Here is a 21276-nt window from a genome sequence, read left to right on the forward strand (position 1 = left end):
CCGATCCCGCGGGCCCTCGGTCGTCGCTACGCTCTCGGCTCGTGACGCTCGCGGTGGTCCTCCTGGCGGCGCTCAGCGCCGTGCTCGCCGCTGCCGTGGCCGCGCTGGCCCTGTGCCTGTCGGCCGCCCGCCGGCGGGAGCGCGCGGCGCGGCGGCGCATCGCCGTGCTGGAGGCCGACCTCGACGTCGCCCTGCGCCCGCGTCCCGCGGCCACCCCGGCCGAGCGCGCCGTACGCCGGGTCGTGCGGACCGCCACCAGGGTCCGCGAGCAGGGCGTGGCGGGTCTGCTCCAGTCCTCGCTGGAGGACCTCCAGGCCTGGGCCGCCGAGCAGCAGCAGAGCGTGGCGAGCATGGCCAGCTCCGACGGTCGGGTGACGCTGCTGTTCTCCGACATCGAGGGGTCGACACGGCTCAACGAACGGCTCGGCGACGCCACCTGGGTGCGGGTGCTCCAGGCCCACGACATCCTCCTGCGCGCCCGGATCGAGCGCTACCGCGGCCAGGTGGTCAAGACCGCCGGCGACGGCTTCATGGTCGCCTTCCGCGATCCCGAGGCGGCCTGCCGCGCCGCCGTGGGGGTGCAGCGCGACCTCAAGCGCACCCTCGACCCCCGGCTGCGGCTGGTGGCGCCGGTGCGGGTCCGCATCGGCATCCACACCGGTCCCGTGGTCGCCCGCGACGGCGACTACTTCGGGCGCAACGTCGCCATGGCCGCCCGGGTCGCCGACACCGCCCAGGGCGGGGAGGTGCTGGCCAGCGAGGCCGTGCGCGCCGCCCTCGACGACGACGCCGCGGTCGACCTGGTCGAGGCCGGGGAGGTCGGGCTCAAGGGCCTGCCGGGCGTGCACGCCCTGTGGCGGGTCCTTCCCCGCGGGGAGGTCGGGTGAGCACCGGACCGCTGCGCGCGACCTGCCCGTGCGGCAGCGGCGCGGCCTACGACGCCTGCTGCGGGCGCCTGCACCGTGGCGCTGCGCGGGCGGAGACCCCCGAGGAGCTGATGCGCTCCCGCTACGCCGCCTTCGCGGTGGGCGACGCGGCGTACCTCTTCCGCACGTGGCACCCGCGCACCCGCCCCGACGACGTCGAGCTCGACCCCGCCACGGTGTGGACCGGGCTCGAGGTGCTCTCGGCCGGGGCCGACGACGTCGCCTTCGTGGCCCGCTACGAGCGGCACGGGCTCCCCGGCGAGCAGCGCGAGCACAGCCGCTTCGTGCGGCGGGCCGGGCGGTGGGTCTACCTCGACGGCAGCGGCGGCGACCACGGAGGCGACCACGGTGGCGACCACGGCGGGGCCGGCGGGTAGACCCCCTCGCGGAGCCGAGGACACCCGTCCCGTGGGGAGAGGACCATCGGCCCTCGCCGCGCCCGAGCGCCCCGGCGCAGGCTCGGAGGCGTGCTCCACCACCGCGACCTCTCCCCCGACGAGTGCCTCGCCCACCTGCGCGAGGCGGAGGTCGGCCGGATGGCCGTCTCCACGCCGGGCGGGCCCCACATCGTGCCGCTGACCTACGTGCTCCACGACGGCCGCGTGGTCGTGCGCACCAGCCCGTGGAGCATCGTCGGCACGCACGCCCGCGAGGGCCTGGTCGCCTTCGAGGTCGACGCGCTCGACGTGGCCAGCCGCAGCGGCTGGAGCGTGGTGGTGCGGGGGCGCGGGGAGTTCGTGACCGACCCCGCCCAGCTGGCGGCGGTGCGGGAGTGCTGGCCCGTGCCGTGGGCCGCCGGCACCCGCACGCTCGTGGTCGCGCTGCCGACCACCGACGTCACCGGCCGCAGCTTCGGTGCGTCGTCGGTCGCGCACTCGGCCTGACCGCCCTCACCCGCCCGACCGCCCCGCCCGGCCGATCCGCCCGGCCGACCCCGCACGACGGGCCGGGCCGGCCCTGACGCAGGAGGCCCTCCGTGCGCCACACTGAGCCGATGCCCCACCGTCGACTCGACCTCAGCGGCTCCACCCACGCGCTGCTGGACGCCGTGGTCGCCATCTCCTCCGACCTCGACCTCCACAGCGTGCTGCTGCGCATCGTGGAGTCGGCCGCCGAGCTCACCGGCGCCCAGTACGCCGCCCTGGGCGTCATCGGCCGCGACGGCGACCTGTCCGACTTCGTCACCACCGGCCTCGACGACGCCGAGCGTGAGGCGATCGGCGCCCCGCCGCACGGCCGGGGCATCCTGCGGCTGCTGGTCGACCACCCCGAGCCGCTGCGCCTGCAGGACCTCTCCGCCCACCCCGCCTCCTACGGCTTCCCCGCCCACCACCCCCCGATGCGGACCTTCCTCGGGGTGCCCGTGCGGGTGCGCGGCGCGGTCTTCGGCAATCTCTACCTGACGCAGAAGAGCCCTGTCGAGGACGCTGCGGAGCCCGAGCCCGGCTTCACCGACGAGGACGTCGCGCTGGTCGAGGCGCTGGCCTCGGCGGCCGGCTTCGTCATCGGCAACGCGCGCGCCTACGGCCTGAGCGAGCGACGGCGGGAGTGGCTGGAGGCCGCGGCGGTGCTGGGCGAGCACCTCCAGCCGCCCGTCGACCGGGGCGACACCCTCGTGCGCGTGGCCGAGGCGACCCGCACGGTGGGGCGTGCCCGCGCGGCGGCCGTGCTGCGCCTGCCCACCGGCCCGCAGGCCCCGACGATCGTGGCGCTGGCCTGCCACGAGGCCCAGCGCGAGGCGTTCACCGACCTGCTCGAGGCCGCCCTGCCGCTCGTCGCCGGCCACGTCGACGCGGTCGAGGGACCGCTGCCGGAGCCGGTCGACCTCGAGGTCGAGGGCCAGGCGGTCGTGCTGGTGCCCGTGCGGACCCACCTCACCTCGCCGGTCGCCCTCGCTGTGGTCACCGACCTCGCCCACGGACCGCAGGACGTCGAGGAGCGCGAGCTGCTGGTCTCCTTCGCCGACCAGGCCGCCCTGTCCCTCGACCGGGCGCAGGCGCTGGCCGAGCGGGCCCAGATGGCGGTCGTCTCCGACCGGGAGCGGATCGCCCGCGACCTGCACGACGTGGTGATCCAGCGCCTCTTCGCCACCGGCCTGCAGCTGCAGGGCGTCGGCATGCTGACCACCGACCGGGAGGTCGCGGCGCGGGTGGACCGCGCCGTCGACGACCTCGACGCCACGATCCGCGACATCCGCGGCACCATCTTCGCGCTGCGCCACCGCAGCGTGGCCACCCTGCGCGACGAGCTCGACGAGCTGGTCGGCGACGCCGCCCCCCTGCTCGGCTTCACCCCGCTGCTGCGCACCGAGGGCCCGGTCGACACCGCGGTCCCCGCCCGGGTGCGCGAGCACCTGCTGCCGGTGCTGCGCGAGGCCCTCAGCAACATCGCCCGCCACGCCGAGGCCGGGGCCGCCTGGGTCACCCTCGGCGTCGACGACGGCGAGGTGACGCTGCGCGTCGAGGACGACGGTCGCGGTCTGCCCGTCGAGCGCGTCGAGAGCGGGCTGCGCAACGCCGCCCACCGCGCCGAGGGGCTCGGGGGCTCCCTGGAGCTGGCCCCCCGCGAGCCGCGCGGCACGGTGCTGGTGTGGCGCGCCCGCGCCGGGTCGTGAGCCCGTGGGGCCCGGGTGCCGCTCAGTCCCGGGGGCTCCCGGCGCCCGGGCCCAGCAGTCGGCTGGCCAGCACGGCGGCCTGGGTGCGCCGCTCCAGGCCGAGCTTGGCCAGGATGCTCGACACGTAGTTCTTGACGGTCTTCTCCGCCAGGTGCACCCGCTCGCCGATCTGGCGGTTGGTGAGGCCCTCGGCGATGAGCGCGAGCAGCTTGAGCTCCTGGTCGGTCAGCTCGGCCAGCTCCGGCACGGTCGCCGAGCCGGTGCGCACCCGGTCGAGCACCCGGTCGGTGAGAGCGGGGTCGATGAGGGAGTGCCCCATGGCGACCGAGCGCACGGCGCCGACGAGGTCCTGGCCGCGGATCTGCTTGAGCACGTAGCCCGCGGCGCCGGCCATGATCGCGGCGAAGAGGGCCTCGTCGTCGTCGTAGGAGGTCAGCACCAGCGCCTTGATGCCGGGGTCCACGGCGCGCACCGCGCGGCACACCTCGATGCCCGAGCCGTCGGGCAGGCGGGCGTCGAGCACGGCCACGTCGGGGCGCAGGGCGGGGATGCGGGAGATGGCCTCGTGCGCCGAGCCCGACTCCCCGACCACCTCGATGCCGCCCGACTGCTCCAGCAGCGCACGGATGCCCTGGCGCACCACCTCGTGGTCGTCGAGGAGGAACACGCGGACCGGGCGGTCCTGCCCGGCCTGCACACTCCGGTCGCCCTGGTCGCTCGGGGTGTGGTCGGACGGTGTCTGGTCAGCCACGGTGCAGCTCCTCGGTCTCGGCCACCGGGTCGGGCCGTGGGGCCCGTCGTGACCACCCAGATCTACCACGTCCAGCCGGTCGAGCACCGCCGTGTACGCCGCGACGTCGGCCGCGGGGTCGACCAGCGCCCCGAAGAGCACCGCCCGCAGCAGCGCGGCGCGGGTCGCCGCACCGGCGTAGCGGTCGAGGCGGGCGGGGTCGGCGCCGCCGCGCACGAGGTCGAGGGCGGCGACCGCCTCGGCCCACAGCGGCGGGCGCCACGCCGGGTCGACGTCGACCACCACCGGGGCCCCGGCGGCGTCGAGCAGCACGTGCCCGGCGAGGTCGGCGTGCACGAGCTGGTGGCGGGTCGCCGCCGGGGAGGCCGCGACGGGGTCGAGCCCGTCGAGCAGGTCGGCGACGCGGCGCACGAGTCCCGCGGCACCGGCCGGGAGCGTGCCGGCTGCGGCACGCAGGTCGGCGCCGCCCGCGAAGGCCAGCCGCTCGGCGCGGGCCCGGGCGTCGGTGCGCTCCAGCACCACCGCGGGCGGCTCGGTCACGAGCGGGGCCAGCCGGGCGTGCAGCAGCCGCCCCGCGGCCAGCGTCACCGCAGGGTCGAGGCAGGCGGTCGTGCCCGGCTCCCAGCGGCTGGCCGCCCACCCCTCGACGACCCAGGCGCCGTCGCGCGCCGGCACCGGCATCGCCACCCGCAGGTCCTGGGCCCGGCGGTCGGGGCGCTCGTCGAGGCGCACGGCCAGGCGCGCCAGCAGCGGGCTCAGCCAGGCCTGCACGGCGGCGTCCCGACCGGGGCTGAGCACGAGGTCCCCGGCGCGCACGCTGTCGGTGAGCGCCCCGGGGAGCGGCTCGACGACCTCGGGCACCGCGAAGAGGTCGAGCACGTGGCTCGAGGGGGTCGCGGGGGTCGGCACGGCCCGGAGGCTACCGGGGCGGCAGGATGGCGACGTGTCCGACGTACGTGCCTCCGTCGCGGTGCGGCCGCGCCGCCCCGACGACCTGCCCGCCCTGGTCGCGGTGCTGGCCGCCCAGCAGCCCGGCTCGGGCTACCCGATGCGCTGGCCGCTGCCCTTCCCGGCCGAGGAGTTCGTGGTGCGCCCCGGCGAGCGCGCGGCCTGGGTGGCCGAGCGCGAGGGGCGCGTCGTCGGCCACGTCTCGGTCACCGACGTGCCGCCCGACATGGCCGAGGCCTTCGCGCGCCCGGCCCCGGAGCCCGCCCCGGCCATGGTGGCGGTGCTCTACGTCGACCCCGCGACCCAGGGCACCGGCACGGGCGGGCTGCTGCTCGACCGCGCCGTCGCCTGGATCCGCGACGCCGGGCTGCGCCCGGTGCTCGACGTGGCCCCCTCCCACCCGCGCGCACTGGCCGTCTACCGCCGGCGCGGCTGGGTCGAGGTCGGCACCGCCCGGCCCGCCTGGCTGCGCGCCGACCGACCCGACCTGATCCTCATGGAGCTGCCGCTCAGGCGATGAAGCCCTCCTGGCGCAGCCAGTCCTCGGCCACGTCGGAGGCCTCGCGGCCCTCGACGTCGATCTCGGCGTTGAGTCCCAGCAGCACCTCGTTGGTCAGCTCGGCGGCCACCGGGTCGACGAGCTCCTCGATCTCGGGGTGGTCCTCGACCAGCTGCTCGCCCACCACCAGCGAGATGTTGTAGTTGGGGAAGTACTGCCGGTCGTCCTCGAGCACGGTGAGGTCGAGGGCCAGGATCCGACCGTCGGTGGTGAACACCTCGCCGAAGGTGCACTCCCCCTGCGCGGTCGCCTCGTAGATCGCGCCGGTCTGGTAGAGCCCGATGTTGTCGTCGGGGGTGCCCTGGGCCTCGCCGCGCGGGATGTCGTAGGTCTTCAGCATGCCCGGCAGGCCGTCGGGCCGGTTCTCGAACTCCGACTCCACGCAGAAGGTGCGCTCGTCGACGGGGATGTCCTGGATCTGCGAGAGCTTGGTGATGCCCAGCCGCTCGGCGCTCTGCGCGGTCATGGCGAAGCCGTAGGTGTTGTTGGCCGGGGTGGGCGGCAGCCAGCGCAGGTCGTTCTCGGCCAGGTCGCGCTCGGCGACCGCCTCGTACTGCTCCTCGGTGCCCTCGATCGGCTCGTCCTCGCCGAGGTAGGAGATCCAGGCCGTGCCGGTGTACTCCCACATCGCGTCGATCTCGCCCTGCACCTGGGCCTGGCGGGCGGAGTTGCTGCCGGGGATGTTGGTGAGGTCGGTGACCTCGGCGCCGGCGGCCTTCATCAGGATGAGCACGATCTTGCCGAGCAGGATGTTCTCGGAGAAGTTCTTCGAGCCCACGGCGATCTCGGTGCCCTCCAGCGAGACGCCCTCGAGCGGACCGGCCAGGGTCGCGTCGGGCACGTAGCCGCCGGCGGTGCCCAGGCCGCAGCCCGCAGGCACGGCCAGCGCCGCGACGGCCAGCCCGGTGGCGGCCAGGCGGCGGGCGCGCGTGCGCAGACGGGTGGGGCGGGTGGGGTGGGTGGGGTGGGTGGCAGGACCGGTCATCTCAGACCCCCTTCGGTCGGGCGACGAACTCCAGGACCCGGCCCAGCCACTCCACGAGGAGGGCGAGCAGGGCCACGAGCAGCGCGCCGGAGACGACCAGCGAGTAGCGGAACAGGTTGATGCCGGCGACGATCATGGCGCCGAGCCCGCCGGCGTTGATGAAGGTCGCCAGGGCGGCGGTGCCGACGATGAGCACCAGCGCGGTGCGCACGCCCGACATGATCACCGGCAGCGCCAGCGGCAGCTCCACGCGCAGCAGCACCGACGCCGAGGTCATGCCGATGCCGCGCCCGGCCTCGACCAGGGTGGGGTCGACGCCCTGGAGGCCGACGATGGTGTTGCGGAGCACGGGCAGCACGCCGTAGACCACCAGGGCGATGATCGCGGTGCCGAAGCCGAAGCCGAGCCACAGCGCGAGCAGCACGATCAGCCCGACTGCAGGTGCGGCCTGGCCGGCGTTGGCCAGGCCCACGACCACGGGCGAGGCCGCCTTGAGCCGGCCCCGGGTCAGCGCGATGCCCAGGGGCACGGCGACGGCGACGACGAGCAGACCGGCCACGGCGGTGAGCTTGACGTGCTCGACCATGAGCGAGGTGACCGTCGACCAGGCCAGCTGGCTCTGCTCCACGGAGTCGAGGTCGGCGGTCTGGCGCCACACGACCCAGGCCCCGAAGGCCAGCGCGACCAGCACCGGCGGCAGCACGAGGAGCAGCAGCATCTCCGGGTCGAGGCGCCGTCCCCGGCGCTTCACCGGCGGGGCCTCGCCGGTCGGGTCGACCGTCGCGCCGGCCGAGGCCGTCGCGGCGCTCGTGGCGCTCATGCCCGCTCCCCCGCCGCCTGCTCGTGGGCCCGCTCCTCCACGGCACGGTCCTCGAGCAGGCGCATGTGGTCGGTGACGGTGTCGAAGGTGACGATGCCGATGTAGCGGTCGCGGTCACCGGTGACCACGGCGGCGCCGTGGCTGCTGGTGAGCATGGTGTCGAGCGCGTCGTTGAGCGTCGAGCGCTCGTCGACGGTGACGAGGTCCTCGGTGGGCTCCACGATCCGGTCGCCCTTGAGCTGGCGCAGCCAGGGCCAGCCGCGGGGGCGGTCACGGTCGTCGAGCACGATCACGGAGCGCTCGCCGGCCGCCTCGGCCCGCTGCACGGCGTCGGCGGTGGGCTCGCCGATGCGGGCGGTGACGGTCTCGCGCAGGTCGACCTCGTTGACCCGGGCCAGGCTGAGCTGCTTGAGCGTGGAGCCGGAGCCCACGAAGTCGCTGACGAAGTCGTCGGCCGGCGAGGCGAGCACCACCTCGGGGGTGTCGTACTGCGCGATGTGGCCGCCCTCGCGCAAGATCACGATCCTGTCGCCGAGCTTGATCGCCTCGTCGATGTCGTGGGTGACGCAGACGATGGTCTTGCGCAGCTCGCGCTGGATCGAGAGCAGCTCGTCCTGCAGTCGCTGGCGGGTGATCGGGTCGACGGCGCCGAAGGGCTCGTCCATGAGGATCACCGGCGGGTCGGCGGCCAGGCCGCGGGCCACGCCGACGCGCTGCTGCTGCCCGCCGGAGAGCTCGCGGGGGTAGCGGTCGCGGTAGCGCGAGGGGTCGAGCCCGACGAGGTCGAGCAGGTCGTCGACGCGGCCCTTGACCCGCGAGGCGTCCCAGCCGAGCATCTTCGGCACGATGGCGATGTTCTTGGCCACGGTCATGTGGGGGAAGAGGCTGCCGCCCTGGATGACGTAGCCGATCTTGCGGCGCAGCTCGTCGGCGCTGCTCTTCCGCACGTCCTCGCCGTCGATGAGGATCGTGCCCGAGGTGGGCTCGATGAGCCGGTTGATCATCTTCAGCGAGGTGGTCTTGCCGCAGCCCGAGGGCCCCACGAACATCACGATCTCGCCGGCGGGGATGGTCAGCGACAGCGACTCCACCGCCGCGGTCTTCTGGCCGGGGTAGCGCTTGACGACCTCCTCGAGGCGGATCTCCGCCCCGCTGATGCCGGTGGTCTGCGCGGTCGTGTGCTCGGTCGTGTGCTGCGTGGTCATGCCCTGATTCCCTTCGAGATGGTGAGCCGCCCGAGGAGCAGCAGGAGCACGTCGGCCACGAGGGCGACGAGGACGATGCCGAGGGTGCCGACCAGGGCGTAGTTGACGGCGTTGGCGCCGCCGATCTGGGCCAGGCCGGTGAAGATGTAGCCGCCGAGACCCGGCCCGAGGATGTACGCCGCGATCGCCGCGATGCCCATCGACATCTGGGTCGAGGTGCGCACCCCGGCGTGGATGACCGGCCAGGCCAGCGGCAGGCGCACCCGCCACAGCACCGCCAGCGGGCTCATGCCCATGCCGCGGGCCGACTCCACGAGCGTCGGGTCGACGCCCTGGAGGCCGACCACGGCGTTGCGCAGCACCGGCAGCAGGGCGTAGAAGGCGACCGCGACGAAGGCCGAGATCGGCTGGATGCCGGTGAGGGCCAGCATGACGCCGACCAGCGCCAGGGCCGGGATGGTGAGGCCGATCGCGCTCAGCGCGTTGGCCAGGCCCTGGAGCCACGAGTAGCGCACGATCACCACGGCCAGCAGCACCGCCAGCACGCTGGCCACCAGCACGGCCTGCATCACCAGGTTGAAGTGCTGGAACGTGTTGTACAGGATCTGGTCCTGCCGTTCCCTGACGAAGTCCCACACGTCGCGTCCACCGCCTCCAGGATCCGCCGGGGGTCAGCGGTCCGCGGCCACCACACCACAGGTGTGGCCTGTGCGTCGCGTGGTGTCACCCGGGTGGGTGAACACCCGTGACCCGCGCGGGGGCGACCATGCGCGGCCTCAGGACCGGGCGAGGAAGGCCAGCAGGTCCTGGCGCGTGAGCACCCCGACGGGCTTGCCGTCCTCCTGCACGAGCACGGCGTCGACCTCCTCCAGCAGGTGCACCGCCTCGCGGGCGTCCTCGCCGGCGCCGATGGTGCGCAGCGGCGGCGACATGTGGTCCTCGACCGGGTCGGTGAGCCGCGCGGTGCCGGCGTAGAGGGCGTCGAGCAGGGCGCGGTCGGAGACGGCGCCGGCCACCTCGGCCGCGACGATCGGCGGCTCGGCGCGCACGACGGGCATCTGCGAGACGCCGTACTCCTGGAGGATCGCCACGGCCTCGGCGATGGTCTCGGCCGGGTGGGTGTGCACCAGGTCGGGCAGCTGGCCGGACTTGCCGCGCAGCACCTCCCCCACGGTCTGGGCGTGGGGGGCGCCGTCGCCGGAGGGGAAGCCGTACTGCGCCAGCCAGTCGTCGTTGAAGATCTTGGTCAGGTAGCCGCGCCCGGAGTCGGGGAGGATGACGACGATGACGGCGTCCTCGCCCTCGGGGGTGCCGGCCAGCTCGTGGGCCAGCTGGCGCGCGGCGTAGGCCGCCATGCCGCACGAGCCGCCCACCAGGAGCGCCTCCTCGCGGGCCAGGCGGCGGGTGAAGGCGAAGGAGTCGGCGTCGGAGACCTCGATGATGCGGTCGGCGACACCGCGGTCGTAGGTCTCGGGCCAGAAGTCCTCGCCGACGCCCTCGACGAGGTAGGGCCGACCGGTGCCGCCGGAGTAGACCGAGCCGGCGGGGTCGGCCCCGACCACCTGGATCTCGCGGCCGGCCGCGGCGGCCTGCTCCTTGAGGTAGCGCCCGGTGCCGCTGATCGTGCCGCCGGTGCCGACGCCGCACACGAGGTGGGTGATCCGGCCCTCGGTCTGCGCCCAGATCTCCGGGCCGGTGGTCTCGTAGTGCGAGCGCGGGTTGTGGGGGTTGGAGTACTGGTCGGGCTTCCAGGCGCCGGGCTGGGAGGCCAGGCGGTCGGAGACGTTGTAGTAGGAGTCGGGGTGCTCCGGGGCCACCGCCGTCGGGCAGACCACGACCTCGGCGCCGTAGGCCTTGAGCACGTTGCGCTTGTCCTCGCTGACCTTGTCGGGGCACACGAAGACACAGCGGTAGCCCTTGGCCTGGGCGACCATGGCCAGCCCGACGCCGGTGTTGCCGGAGGTCGGCTCCACGATCGTGCCGCCGGGCTGCAGCGCGCCCGAGGCCTCGGCCGCCTCGATCATCCGGGTGGCGATGCGGTCCTTCACCGACCCGCCCGGGTTGAGGTACTCCACCTTGGCCAGCACCAGCGGGCCACCCGTCGCGGGGAGGTCGAGGGTGCGCGAGAGGCGCACCAGCGGGGTGTTGCCGATCAGGTCCAGGAGCGAGTCGACGTACTGCACCCGGCCAATCTAGGGCCCGTTCACCCCTCCCGGCGAAGTGTGGACGGGCGTGCTCCGTAGAATCCCCGCGTGGGAAAAGCAGCAGCGGCACGCAAGCTCGCCTCCGCCGCTGCCTTCGGCGGCGGCGGTCTGTCGGTGCTCGGCGCCGGTCTCTACGGCGTCCTGACCGCCGAGGCGCGCCTGGCGCGCAAGACGATCGGGCCGATCCTCGAGGAGCCGCCGCCCGACCCGACCGGCTGGTACGGCCGCGGCCGGCCCGGGCCCGCGATCAAGGTGGCCCTGCTCGGTGACTCCAGTGCCGCGGGCTACGGCGTCGAGCGGGTCGAGGAGACCCCCGGCGCGCTGGTCGCCTCCGGCGTCGCCGAGCACGCCGACCGCCGGGTCTACCTGCGCGACTTCGCCGTCGTCGGCGCCAAGTCCTCCGACCTCGGCGAGCAGATCGACCGGGCGCTGCCCATCGAGCCCGACGTCGCGGTCATCCTCATCGGCGCCAACGACGTCACCCACGTCGTGACGCCCACGGTCTCGGTGCGCCACCTCTCCGAGGGGGTGCGCCGCCTCCGCGAGGCCGGGGTGGCCGTCGTGGTCGGCACCTGCCCCGACCTCGGCACCCTCAAGCCCATCGCCCCGCCGCTCAAGCAGGTCGCCCGCGCCTGGTCGCGCCGCCTGGCCGCGGGCCAGACCATCGCGGTCATCGAGGAGGGCGGGCGCACCGTGTCGCTGGCCTCCGTGCTCGGCCCCGAGTTCGCCGCGGCGCCCGCGCTGCTCTTCGGCCCCGACCAGTTCCACCCCTCCGCCGCCGGCTACCGCTCGCTCTCCGCGGTGCTGCTGCCCTCCACGCTGGCGGCGCTCGGCGTCATCGACACCGACGAGGCCCAGCTCGAGGCCCTGCGGGGCGAGGGCGTGCTGCCCATCACCGCCGCCGCGATCCAGGCCGTCAACCACCCCGGCACCGAGCTGGGCGGCACCGAGATCGGTGGCAACCGGCTCGGCGTGCGCGGCCTGTGGGTCGAGCTGCGCCACCGTCGTCGCCGTCCCGAGACCGAGGGCGAGACCCCCGACGAGCACGACGAGGACGCGGGCGAGCAGGACACGCCCGACCCCGAGCTCGCCCGCGGCTGACCTCGCACCCACGACCCGGCGCAGACGGACGGAACCCCCCGGACCGAGGTCCGGGGGGTTCCGTGTTCCACGCCGACCTAGCGGGGCCGGACAGGTGGGTGCTGCTCCTGGGTCAGTCCTGCTGGAAGAAGGCCAGGATGCGCAGCAGGTTGGTGTAGATCCAGACCAGGCTGACGGTCATCGCGAACGCCGCGCGCCACGACTCACGCTCGGGCAGGCCGTTGGCGATGCCCTGCTCGACGAAGTCGAAGTCCATGATCAGCATGAAGACGCCGAGCACCAGACCGACCACCGCGAAGACGAGGCTGAGGCCGGTGCCGACGCCGAAGAAGCCGATCTGGGCGCCGAAGAGGCCGAGCACGAGCTCCATGACGGCCAGGCCGACCATGCCGAGCACGGCGGCGGTCACCATCATCCGGAACTTCGGGGTCACCTGGATGTTGAGGACCTTGTAGGCCGCCAGCGTGCCGGCGAAGGCCGCGAAGGTGCCGATGACCGCGCCCTGGACGACGCCGGGGTACATGACGTTGAAGAGCAGGCTCAGCGCACCGAGGGCGACACCCTCGAAGGCGGCGAAGACGAGCACGAGCGCCGGGCTGATGACCCGCTTGAAGGAGTTGACCATCGACAGCGCGAAGGCGCCGAGCGCGCCGATCGTCGCGGCCGCGCCCACCGTGGGCAGGGCGGTCTCGGCGGTGGTCTCGGTGACCTCCGGCATGGCGATCCAGGTCGCGAGGGCGGTCAGGATGACCACGCCGAGCGTGATCGCCGTCTTCTGCACGACGCTGTCGATCGTCATCGGGCCGGTGGTGGCCGGCGTCTGCTGGGCGGGGCCGCCCGGGGTGCCGACGCCCCACTGCGAGGGGTCGTTGGAGTAGCCGGGGTACCCGTTGCCCGCGTAGGTCTGGTTGCCGTAGGCGTTCGCGCCGGAGCGGTTGAACTCCTCCGACCGGCGGAACACCGGGTTGTTGCTCTGCATTGGTCTCTCCTTGGAGGCCGGTGGTGACCGCCTCCCTGACGGTTCACTGAGTGGGGACCACTGTAGGGGTCCTCACCAGCCTCAACGTCACACCCGTCCGGGGCGTTCCCGGCGCGGCTGTGAATCTCCTGAGCCGCCGGCGGGCCCCGACACCCGACCGGCGCTAGCGGCGTACGGCGTGCACGACCGTGTCGGTCACGGTGACGTCGGGGTCCTCCACCCGCTGGGTGCGGGTCGGGGCGTCGGCGCGGCGCACGTCCCAGTGCTGCGGGTCGAGCAGGCCCACGACCCGGTCGGGGGTGAAGAGGATGTCGTCGCCGTGGTGGTGGCGCACCCCGGTCTCGACGTCGTGGGGGTGGTGGCCCACCACGAGCAGCGAGCCGCCGGGCGCCACGGCGGCGCCGAGACGGGTGTAGAGCGGCGCGAAGAGCTGGGTCGGCACGTGCACGAAGTGGGCGCTGACCAGGTCGTACTGCTCGGGCAGGGTCTCGGCGAGCAGGTCGGCCTGCAGCCAGGTGGCCTCGACCCCCTCCTGCGCGGCCCGGGCCGCGCCCCGGTCGAGCGCGACCTGCGAGAGGTCGACGCCGGTGGCGCGCCAGCCGCGGTGGGCCAGCCACAGCACGTCGGCGCCCTCGCCGCACCCGATGTCGACCGCCGAGCCGGGGACGAGCCCGCCGACGACGTCGACGAGGTGGGGATTGGGCGCGCCGCTCCAGATCCGCTCGGAGGAGGAGTAGCGCTCGTCCCAGAACTCCGCGGTCCACATGTCGTCGGTCATGGGCCCATGCTCCCCCTTCAGGTCGACCTGAGGTCAACCTCCGGTGGTCGGTCGGGGTGCCCCCGGTGGGACTCGAACCCACACTGCGGCGCTTTTAAGGCGCCTTCCTCTGCCGTTGGGATACGGGGGCCGGCTCCGGTCCTCCGGCGGAGCGTCCGGTCGAGCGCCTAGAGGTAGGTCTTGCGAGCGTAGATCGCGTGGGCCCCGGCGGCGCGGTCGAGGAAGAGCAGCCCCTGGCAGTGGTCGATCTCGTGCTGCAGCGCGCGGGCCTCGAAGGCGCTGGTCGACACCTCCACCTCCTCGCCGGTGCCGGGCAGCTGGCCGCGCACCGTGATCCGGCCGGCGCGCTTCACGTCGCCGGTGAGGTCGGGCACGCTCATGCAGCCCTCGCGGGCCTTCTCGTTGCGGCTGGAGGAGACCACCTCGGCGTTGCAGAGCACGAAGGTGCCGTGGTGCTCACGGGTCTTGGGGTGCTCGGAGACGTCGACGCAGAAGACCTGCGCCCCCACGCCCACCTGCGGGGCGGCCAGGCCGACGCAGCCCGGGCTGACCCGCATCGTGGCCACCAGGTCGGCCGCGAGCCGCACGACCTCGGCGGAGGTCGGGTCGACCCGCTCCCCCACGCCCGACAGCACCGGGGCCGGCGCGGTGACGACGTCGAGCACCCGACCCTCCACGCCCAGCTCGGCCTCGGTCCAGGCCGCCACCCGGGGGTCGACAGCGCTCACAGGTCGTCGGCCTCGGCGCGGCGCAGCGTGGCCCCGACGCCCAGCGCCGTCGCCGCGGTGCGCACGGCGGCCTCGAGGGCGTCGACGTCGGCCCCGGCGGGCAGGTCGATCTCGGCCACGAGGAGGTAGAGGTCGCCGGCCAGGCGGGTGGTGAGGTCGGTGATGTTGCCGCCGACCTCGGCGACGCGGCCCACCACCGACGACACGATGCCGGGGCGGTCGCCGCCGTGCACGGTGAGCACCCAGGAGCTGCCCGCGGGCACGGCGCCGGCGCCCGGCGACACCGCGCGCACGGTCACGGTGAGCGAGCCGTCGTCGGCCAGCGGCGCCAGGGCCGCCTCGATCGCCGCGGCCGAGGGCTCGCCCGCGCAGACCAGCATCATCGCGAAGTGACCCCGCAGCAGGGTCATCGTGGAGTCCTCGAGGTTCAGCCCGAGCTCGGCCAGGCGGCCGGTGGTGTCGGCGATGATCCCCGGGCGGTCGTGGCCCAGGACGGTGATCGCGTGCTGGGTCGGGGGCGGCGTGGGGGTGCTCACCGCTCCATTGTCGCAAGGGCCGCGGCGCGGCCGAGCACCTCGTCCAGCATCGGCTCCGTCAGCCGCCCCGTGAACGTGTTCTGCTGGCTGGGGTGGTAGCAGCCCAGCAGCGGCACCTCCTCGCCGTCGGGCCGCACCAGCCGCGCCTGCGCACCGTGGCCGAACCTCGCGGCCGGCCGCGGCACCTGCCACCCGGCCCGCCGTACGCCGCCCAGCGCCGCCGCCCAGCCGAAGGCGCCGAGCGCGACCACGACGCGCACGTGCTCGCCCACCAGGGCCAGCTCGCGGTCGAGCCACGGGGCGCAGGTGTCGCGCTCGGCCGGGGTCGGCCTGTTCTGCGGCGGGGCGCAGCGCACGGCGGCCACCAGGCGCGTGTGCACCAGGCGCTGGCCGTCGCCGGCGTGCTCGCTGGTGGGCCGCTCCGCCAGCCCGACGCGGTGCAGCGAGGCGAAGAGCCAGTCGCCGGAGCGGTCGCCGGTGAAGACCCGCCCCGTGCGGTTGGCGCCGTGGGCGGCCGGGGCGAGGCCGACGACCAGCACCCGCGGATGCGCGGCGCCCCACCCGGCGACGGGGCGGCCCCAGTAGGGCTGGTCGGCGAAGGCGGCGCGCTTGGTGAGCGCCACCTCCTCGCGCCAGTCGACCAGCCGCGGGCAGGCCCGGCAGGTCGTCACCTCGCGGGCGAGCACCTCCAGCGGGGTGCGGGGCTCGGCCGGGTCGTCGGGCCAGCCGGTGCCGGGCGGCACCGGCGAGGCGAAGACCTCGCCGGTCAGCGGGTGGGGCAGCCCGTCCGGCACCGGCCCGACCTCAGAGCGGGGTCTGGGTGGTGGTCTGGGTGGCGACCGGGCCTCCGGTCGGGGACGCCGCGTCGTCGCTGCTCATCTTGTCCTTGGCGGCAGCGGCCACGTCGCCGGCCTTCTCGCGGGCGACCTCGGCAGCAGCGGTGGCCTGGGTGCGGGCGGTGTCGGCGGCCCTGTCCTTGGCCGACTGCACGCGCGGGTCGCGCGCGACCTTGCGGGCGGCGGTGACGATCTCGTCGTAGCGGTCACGGCCGGCGCGGGCGCCCAGCACGTAGCCGACGGCTCCGGCGGCGATCAGGGTGGTCTTGCTCATCGGTCGTTCTCCTCCTGTGGGGGGTGGATCACTCGAACCCCCCACTGTGCCGCCGCGCTCAGGCGGGCGGCACCACCCCTGCGGGGGCGGCCACCGACCAGGCGATCCCGTCGAGGATGTCGGTCTCGGAGGCCACGACCCCGGCGACCGCGGTGCGTCGCAGCACCCGCGAGAGCACCAGGGCACCGGCCCCGATGACGTCGGCGCGCCCCGGGTGCATCCAGGGCAGGGCCAGCCGCTCGGCCACCGTCATCGCCAGCAGCCGCTCGGTCAGCTCGTGCACCGCCTCGACGGGGAGCTCGGCGTGGTCGACGGCGTCGCGGTCGTAGGCCGGCAGGCCCAGCACCCCCGCGGCGACCGAGGTCGCGGTGCCGGCGACGCAGACCACCGTGCGGGCCGCGGCGGCGTCGACCGGGCAGGCGTCGAGGGCGGCGTCGACGTCGGCGACGCAGGCCGCCACCTCCGCCGCGGTCGGCGGGTCGGAGTGCAGGTGGCGCTCGTGCAGGCGCACCGAGCCGACGTCCATCGAGTGCGCCGCCGTCGGTGCCGCCCCGCCGAGGATCAGCTCGGTCGAGCCGCCGCCGACGTCGACGACCAGCACCGGCTCGGCCGGCGCGTCGAGCTCGCGCACGGCGCCGGCGTAGGCCAGGGCGGCCTCCTCGGCGCCGGAGAGCACCTCGGGCAGCACCCCGAGGCGCGCGCGCACGCCCTCGCGGAAGTCCTCGGCGTTGCTCGCGTCGCGGGTGGCCGAGGTGGCGCAGAAGCGGACGTCCTCGGCTCGCACCCCGTGCTCGGCCAGGATCGCGGCGTAGCGCTCGACCTCGGCGAAGGTGCGCTCCAGCGCCTCCGGGGAGAGCCGACCGGTGCGGTCGACGCCCGCGCCGAGGCGCACGACGGTGGCCTCGCGCACCAGCACCTCCGGCATGGTGCCGACCAGCAGCTTGATCGTGTTGGTGCCGCAGTCGACGGCGGCTACGGGCCGACGCACGGCCCCTGCTCCCACCACGGGCCCAGCAGCGCGAGCACCTCGTCGCCGAGCGGGTTGACGCCGGGGCCCTGCGCCAGGGCCTGGCCCGCGAGCACGTGCAGGCACTTGACCCGGCTCGGCATGCCCCCGGCGGAGATGCCGGCGATCTCGGGCACCGCGCCGGTCTGCTGCTCCAGCTCGCCGCGGGCCTCGAGGTAGCGCTCGTGGGCGCGGGCGTAGGCCGCGGCCAGCTCGGGGTCCTCGCCGAGGCGGGCCTCCATCTCCTTCATCAGCCCGGAGCCCTCCAGGGTCCCGATGCGGGAGGCGGCGCGGGGGCAGGTGAGGTAGAAGGTCGTCGGGAAGGGCGTGCCGTTGGGCAGGCGCGGCTCGGTGGTGACGACGTCGGGGCTGCCGCACGGGCAGCGGTGGCCCACGGCGTGGATGGCGCGGGGCTCGCGGCCCAGCTGCTCGCCGATGGCCGCCTCGTCGGCGGGGTCGATCACTGGTCGCTGTCCTCCTGGCCGCTGGGGGCCTGCTCCGGGGAGCCGTCGATCTCGGTGGCGGGCGGGGTGCCCTCGTCCTTCGGGGGGCGTCCGGCCGTCTCGACCGATGCCCACGCCTCGTCCCACCACGCGGTGGGCTCCTCGGGCGCGACGTCGGCGGGGTCGGTGAGCGTGGCCTCGGCCTCCAGCGGCTCGCCGTCCTCGTCGAGCACCACGAAGGAGCGCTCGCCGGGCATGACGTAGCCGAAGCGCTCGCGCGCCACCTGCTCGACGTACGCCGGGTCCTCCCAGCGCCGCTGCTCGCGCTCGAGCACGTCGATATCGGCCTGGCGCTCCGCGATCTCGGTGCGCAGGTCGTCGAGGTGGGCCCGCTGCTGGAGGTAGGCCCGCGCCGAGGAGGCGTAGGACACCGCGAGCACCGCGAGCACGAGCACGAGGATCATCGCGCGACCGGTCAGCCGCGGGCGCCGCACCGACGGGCCGGGCCCGTCGGGGGCACGGCCGGCCAGGGGGGCGCGGGTCCGCGGGCCGCCCGCGGGACGCCCGGGGCCTGACCGGCCCCGGGCTCCCGGCCGGGAGGCGGCCCCCCGCGCGGGGGTGCGTCGCTTGTCGGCCATGCCTCCTAGGGTCCCCTACGCGGTGTACCGCGGGAACGCCGACACACCGGCGTAGCGCGCGGCGTCGCCGAGCTCGTCCTCGATGCGCAGCAGCTGGTTGTACTTCGCGACGCGCTCGGAGCGGGCCGGGGCGCCGGTCTTGATCTGGCCGCAGTTGGTGGCCACCGCGAGGTCGGCGATGGTGGTGTCCTCGGTCTCGCCCGAGCGGTGGCTCATCATGCAGCGGTAGCCGTTGCGGTGGGCCAGCTCGACGGAGTCGAGGGTCTCGGTCAGCGAGCCGATCTGGTTGACCTTCACCAGCAGCGCGTTGGCCTGGCCGCCGGAGATGCCGCGCTGGAGGCGCTCGACGTTGGTGACGAAGAGGTCGTCGCCGACGATCTGGATCGTCGAGCCGAGCTGGTCGGTCATGGCCTTCCAGCCCTCCCAGTCGTCCTCGTCGAGGGGGTCCTCGATGGAGACGATCGGGTAGGCCTCGCACAGCTCGGCGTAGTAGGCCACCATCTCGGCCGCGGTCTTCGAGCCGCCCTCGAAGGCGTAGGTGCCGTCGGTGCAGAACTCGCTGGCCGCGACGTCCATGGCCAGGGCGATGTCGGTGCCCAGGGTCAGGCCGGCCGCGGCGACGGCCTCGGCGATGAGGTCCAGCGCGGCGCGGTTGGAGTCGAGGTCCGGGGCGAAGCCGCCCTCGTCGCCCAGGCCCGTGGCCAGGCCCTTCTTCTTCAGCACCGCCTTGAGCGCGTGGTAGACCTCCGCGCCCTGGCGCAGCGCCTCGCGGAAGGTGGGGGCGCCGATCGGCGCGATCATGAACTCCTGGATGTCGACGTTGGAGTCGGCGTGGGAGCCACCGTTGAGGATGTTCATCATCGGCACCGGCAGCACGTGGGCGTTGGGGCCGCCGACGTAGCGGTAGAGCGGGAGACCCGCGGAGTCGGCCGCCGCGCGGGCCACGGCCAGCGAGACGCCGAGGATCGCGTTGGCGCCGAGCTCGGCCTTGTTGGGGGTGGCGTCGAGGTCGAGCATGACCTGGTCGACCAGGCGCTGGTCGTCGGCGTCGAGGCCCTCCACGGCCGGGCCGATCTTCTCCACGACGCCGCGCACGGCGTTCTCGACGCCCTTGCCGAGGTAGCGGTCGCCGCCGTCGCGCAGCTCGACGGCCTCGAACGCGCCCGTGGAGGCGCCGCTGGGCACCATCGCCCGGGCGAAGGTGCCGTCGTCGAGGAGGACCTCGACCTCGACGGTGGGGTTGCCGCGGGAGTCGAGGATCTCGCGGGCGCCGACTGCTTCGATGGATGCCACTGGCTTGCTCCTGGTGCAGAGGTGTCTCGGGTGAGGGCCCGGCCAGCCTAGGGGACCCGGCACCCCGCGCCGACCCTGCGACCCCGTCGTCTCGGGTGAGCCGCCCCGCCCGCTCGCCGGGCAGGATCGGTGCGCATGGAGCCCCTGCCCCCGCCCGAGACCCGCATCCGCCAGGTGACCGCCCTCTTCGAGGGTCTCGCCGACACCTACGACACCTCCGACGTCGCCTTCAGCGGACCGGTCGGCGCCGAGCTGGTCCGTCGCCTCGCCCCGCAGGCCGGGGAGCGGGCCGTCGACCTGGGGTGCGCCCGCGGCGCCGTCACCTTCCCGCTGGCCGAGGCCGTCGGCGCCGAGGGCCACGTCGACGCCCTCGACCTGGCGCCGAGCATGGTCGAGCTGACCGCCGGCGAGGCCCGGCAGCGCGGCGCCTCCCAGGTCGAGGTCGTGCTCGGCGACGCGGTCGAGCCGCCGCTGGAGGAGTCGTCGTACGACGTGCTCGCCTCCTCGCTGCTCCTCTTCTTCCTGCCCGAGCCCGACGTCGCGCTCACGGAGTGGCGCCGGCTGGTGAGGCCCGGCGGGCGCGCCGGCTTCACGACCTTCGGCGCCTGGCCACCGGCGTGGCGGGCGGTGCTCGACGTCTTCGACGACCACGCCCGCCGCACCGGCCGGCGCAGCATGACCCAGGCCCCCGAGGTCGACGAGGACCAAGAGGTCACCGACTTCCTCACCGGCGCCGGCTGGAGCGACGTGGAGCACGCCACGCTCACCCACGACCTCGTCTTCGACGACCTCGACCACTGGCGACGCTGGTCGCTGACCACGTGGCTCACCGACGTGTGGATGCGCAGCCCCGTCGAGGAGCACCCCGAGATCCTCGACCGCGTCGGCGAGGTGCTCGAGGGCACCCGCGGCGACGACGGCCGGCTCCACCTGCAGCTGGTGGTGCGCTACACCCTCGCCCGCCCCTGAGCCGCCCCCGGAGGCCCGTCAGGTACGCCGTCGCACCGCGTCGCGCAGCGCCTGCTCGGGGTCGGTGCCGGCGGCGCGGGCCTCCGCGACCAGGCCCAGCAGCCGGTCGCCGAGGTCGTCGGGGTCGAGGTCCTCGACAGGTCGGCCCGCCCGGGCCAGCCGGTCGAGGGCCTTGTCGGCCAGCAGCAGGGCGGGGAGCGTGGCGGGCACGCCGTCGAGCAGCGCGGAGCGCGGCCTCTCCTCGGCCTTGATCCGCTGCCAGGCGTCGTCGACCGACGTCGCGTCGTCGTGGGCGACCGGGTCGGGGCCGAAGACGTGCGGGTTGCGCCGCACCATCTTCTCGGCCAGGCCGGCGGCCACGTCGTCGAGGTCGAAGTCGCCGTGCTCCTCGGCCACCGCGGCGTGGAAGTAGACCTGGAGCAGCAGGTCGCCGAGCTCCTCGCGCAGGTGGGAGGCGGCCGCGTCGCGACGCCGGGGGTCGCCGGCGTCCTCGGCCGCCGCGAACGCGTCGACGGCCTCGAGGGTCTCGTGGGCCTCCTCGAGCAGGTAGCGCGACAGCGAGCGGTGGGTCTGCTCGCGCTTCCAGGGGCACTCGGCGCGCAGGCGTCGCATCATCGTGCGGAAGACGAGCAGCGGCTCCTGCCCGCTCCCCTCCCGGCGCGGCTCCCCGGTGCCCGCCACGC

The 21276-nt window shown here is 74.9% G+C and carries 24 protein-coding genes and 1 tRNA gene; 7 read left to right on the top strand and 18 right to left on the bottom strand.

The window, feature by feature from the left end; all coding sequences use genetic code 11:
* Positions 1–41 precede the first annotated feature (41 nt).
* From M3673_RS19565 to M3673_RS04485, 4 genes are all read left to right on the top strand, one after another.
* Positions 42–887, top strand: a complete 846-nt coding sequence (locus tag M3673_RS19565) for an adenylate/guanylate cyclase domain-containing protein (protein WP_251532255.1) — start codon at positions 42–44, stop codon at positions 885–887.
* Positions 884–1303 (top strand): YchJ family protein, encoded by a 420-nt coding sequence (locus M3673_RS04475; RefSeq protein ID WP_374108176.1) that lies wholly within the window; start codon positions 884–886, stop codon positions 1301–1303. Before M3673_RS19565 ends, M3673_RS04475 begins: the two co-directional genes overlap by 4 nt.
* A 90-nt stretch (positions 1304–1393) precedes the next feature.
* Entirely contained in the window at positions 1394–1810 is a 417-nt protein-coding gene (locus M3673_RS04480; protein ID WP_251532257.1) for a pyridoxamine 5'-phosphate oxidase family protein, read from the top strand.
* Positions 1811–1920: 110 nt separating this feature from the next.
* Positions 1921–3540 (top strand): GAF domain-containing protein, encoded by a 1620-nt coding sequence (locus M3673_RS04485; protein ID WP_251532259.1) that lies wholly within the window; start codon positions 1921–1923, stop codon positions 3538–3540.
* A gap of 22 nt (positions 3541–3562) precedes the next feature.
* Here M3673_RS04485 and M3673_RS04490 read toward each other — a convergent pair whose 3' ends face one another.
* Entirely contained in the window at positions 3563–4237 is a 675-nt protein-coding gene (locus tag M3673_RS04490; protein ID WP_251532777.1) for a response regulator transcription factor, read from the bottom strand.
* Between the two features lie 997 nt (positions 4238–5234).
* On the opposite strand from M3673_RS04490, the gene M3673_RS04495 reads away from it, so the two are divergent.
* A complete protein-coding gene (locus M3673_RS04495) occupies positions 5235–5759 on the top strand; it encodes a GNAT family N-acetyltransferase (RefSeq protein ID WP_251532272.1) in 525 nt (174 codons plus the stop codon).
* On the opposite strand, the gene M3673_RS04500 is transcribed toward M3673_RS04495, so the two are convergent.
* The 5 genes from M3673_RS04500 to M3673_RS04520 form a co-directional block, all read right to left on the bottom strand.
* The gene (locus tag M3673_RS04500) at positions 5749–6783 is read right to left on the bottom strand and encodes a glycine betaine ABC transporter substrate-binding protein (RefSeq protein WP_251532279.1); all 1035 of its coding nucleotides are present in this window, start codon (positions 6781–6783) and stop codon (positions 5749–5751) included. The two genes, M3673_RS04495 and M3673_RS04500, sit on opposite strands and share 11 nt — an antisense overlap.
* 1 nt (position 6784) lies before the next feature.
* Positions 6785–7603, bottom strand: a complete 819-nt coding sequence (locus M3673_RS04505; RefSeq protein ID WP_251532281.1) for an ABC transporter permease — start codon at positions 7601–7603, stop codon at positions 6785–6787.
* Positions 7600–8808, bottom strand: coding sequence for an ABC transporter ATP-binding protein (locus M3673_RS04510; RefSeq protein WP_251532289.1), 1209 nt, complete (start codon positions 8806–8808; stop codon positions 7600–7602). Before M3673_RS04510 ends, M3673_RS04505 begins: the two co-directional genes overlap by 4 nt.
* Positions 8805–9446, bottom strand: a complete 642-nt coding sequence (locus tag M3673_RS04515; RefSeq protein WP_056904780.1) for an ABC transporter permease — start codon at positions 9444–9446, stop codon at positions 8805–8807. Before M3673_RS04515 ends, M3673_RS04510 begins: the two co-directional genes overlap by 4 nt.
* A gap of 138 nt (positions 9447–9584) precedes the next feature.
* Positions 9585–10991, bottom strand: coding sequence for a cystathionine beta-synthase (locus M3673_RS04520; protein ID WP_251532298.1), 1407 nt, complete (start codon positions 10989–10991; stop codon positions 9585–9587).
* Between the two features lie 69 nt (positions 10992–11060).
* On the opposite strand from M3673_RS04520, the gene M3673_RS04525 reads away from it, so the two are divergent.
* Positions 11061–12113 carry an SGNH/GDSL hydrolase family protein gene (locus tag M3673_RS04525; RefSeq protein WP_251532299.1) on the top strand — a complete coding sequence of 351 codons (1053 nt, stop codon included), beginning with the start codon at positions 11061–11063 and terminating at the stop codon, positions 12111–12113.
* 112 nt (positions 12114–12225) lie between these two features.
* Here the strand turns inward: M3673_RS04525 and M3673_RS04530 are convergent, their stop codons facing one another.
* The 11 genes from M3673_RS04530 to eno form a co-directional block, all read right to left on the bottom strand.
* The gene (locus M3673_RS04530; RefSeq protein ID WP_056862129.1) at positions 12226–13092 is read right to left on the bottom strand and encodes a Bax inhibitor-1/YccA family protein; all 867 of its coding nucleotides are present in this window, start codon (positions 13090–13092) and stop codon (positions 12226–12228) included.
* Between the two features lie 163 nt (positions 13093–13255).
* Complete coding sequence (locus M3673_RS04535) at positions 13256–13870, bottom strand: cyclopropane-fatty-acyl-phospholipid synthase family protein (RefSeq protein ID WP_251532301.1); 615 nt, start codon at positions 13868–13870, stop codon at positions 13256–13258.
* A gap of 57 nt (positions 13871–13927) precedes the next feature.
* Positions 13928–14000: transfer RNA gene (locus tag M3673_RS04540), tRNA-Leu, on the bottom strand.
* Between the two features lie 37 nt (positions 14001–14037).
* On the bottom strand, positions 14038–14598 hold the full coding sequence (def, locus tag M3673_RS04545; RefSeq protein ID WP_193662278.1) for a peptide deformylase: 561 nt from the start codon (positions 14596–14598) through the stop codon (positions 14038–14040).
* Positions 14595–15134 carry an ACT domain-containing protein gene (locus M3673_RS04550; RefSeq protein WP_251532302.1) on the bottom strand — a complete coding sequence of 180 codons (540 nt, stop codon included), beginning with the start codon at positions 15132–15134 and terminating at the stop codon, positions 14595–14597. The genes def and M3673_RS04550 overlap by 4 nt, the downstream gene beginning before the upstream one ends.
* On the bottom strand, positions 15131–15928 hold the full coding sequence (locus M3673_RS04555; protein WP_308196093.1) for a uracil-DNA glycosylase: 798 nt from the start codon (positions 15926–15928) through the stop codon (positions 15131–15133). Before M3673_RS04555 ends, M3673_RS04550 begins: the two co-directional genes overlap by 4 nt.
* A gap of 10 nt (positions 15929–15938) precedes the next feature.
* On the bottom strand, positions 15939–16244 hold the full coding sequence (locus M3673_RS04560) for a hypothetical protein (RefSeq protein WP_056862124.1): 306 nt from the start codon (positions 16242–16244) through the stop codon (positions 15939–15941).
* Positions 16245–16302: 58 nt separating this feature from the next.
* Complete coding sequence (locus tag M3673_RS04565; protein WP_251532303.1) at positions 16303–17232, bottom strand: exopolyphosphatase; 930 nt, start codon at positions 17230–17232, stop codon at positions 16303–16305.
* Positions 17217–17714: a DUF501 domain-containing protein gene (locus tag M3673_RS04570; protein WP_193662281.1), complete on the bottom strand. Its 498-nt coding sequence runs from the start codon at positions 17712–17714 to the stop codon at positions 17217–17219. The genes M3673_RS04565 and M3673_RS04570 overlap by 16 nt, the downstream gene beginning before the upstream one ends.
* Positions 17711–18157 (bottom strand): septum formation initiator family protein, encoded by a 447-nt coding sequence (locus tag M3673_RS04575; RefSeq protein ID WP_227489012.1) that lies wholly within the window; start codon positions 18155–18157, stop codon positions 17711–17713. The genes M3673_RS04570 and M3673_RS04575 overlap by 4 nt, the downstream gene beginning before the upstream one ends.
* Before the next feature lie 189 nt (positions 18158–18346).
* Entirely contained in the window at positions 18347–19624 is a 1278-nt protein-coding gene (eno, locus tag M3673_RS04580; RefSeq protein WP_251532304.1) for a phosphopyruvate hydratase, read from the bottom strand.
* Between the two features lie 135 nt (positions 19625–19759).
* Between eno and M3673_RS04585 the strand changes: the two genes are divergently transcribed.
* Positions 19760–20593, top strand: a complete 834-nt coding sequence (locus M3673_RS04585) for a class I SAM-dependent methyltransferase (RefSeq protein WP_251532305.1) — start codon at positions 19760–19762, stop codon at positions 20591–20593.
* An 18-nt stretch (positions 20594–20611) separates the two neighbouring features.
* Here M3673_RS04585 and M3673_RS04590 read toward each other — a convergent pair whose 3' ends face one another.
* Positions 20612–21274 carry a MazG nucleotide pyrophosphohydrolase domain-containing protein gene (locus M3673_RS04590; RefSeq protein ID WP_251532306.1) on the bottom strand — a complete coding sequence of 221 codons (663 nt, stop codon included), beginning with the start codon at positions 21272–21274 and terminating at the stop codon, positions 20612–20614.
* Positions 21275–21276 lie beyond the last annotated feature (2 nt).

The sequence above is a fragment of the Nocardioides sp. P86 genome, from assembly GCF_023712465.1.
Classification (GTDB): Bacteria; Actinomycetota; Actinomycetes; order Propionibacteriales; family Nocardioidaceae; genus Nocardioides; species Nocardioides kribbensis.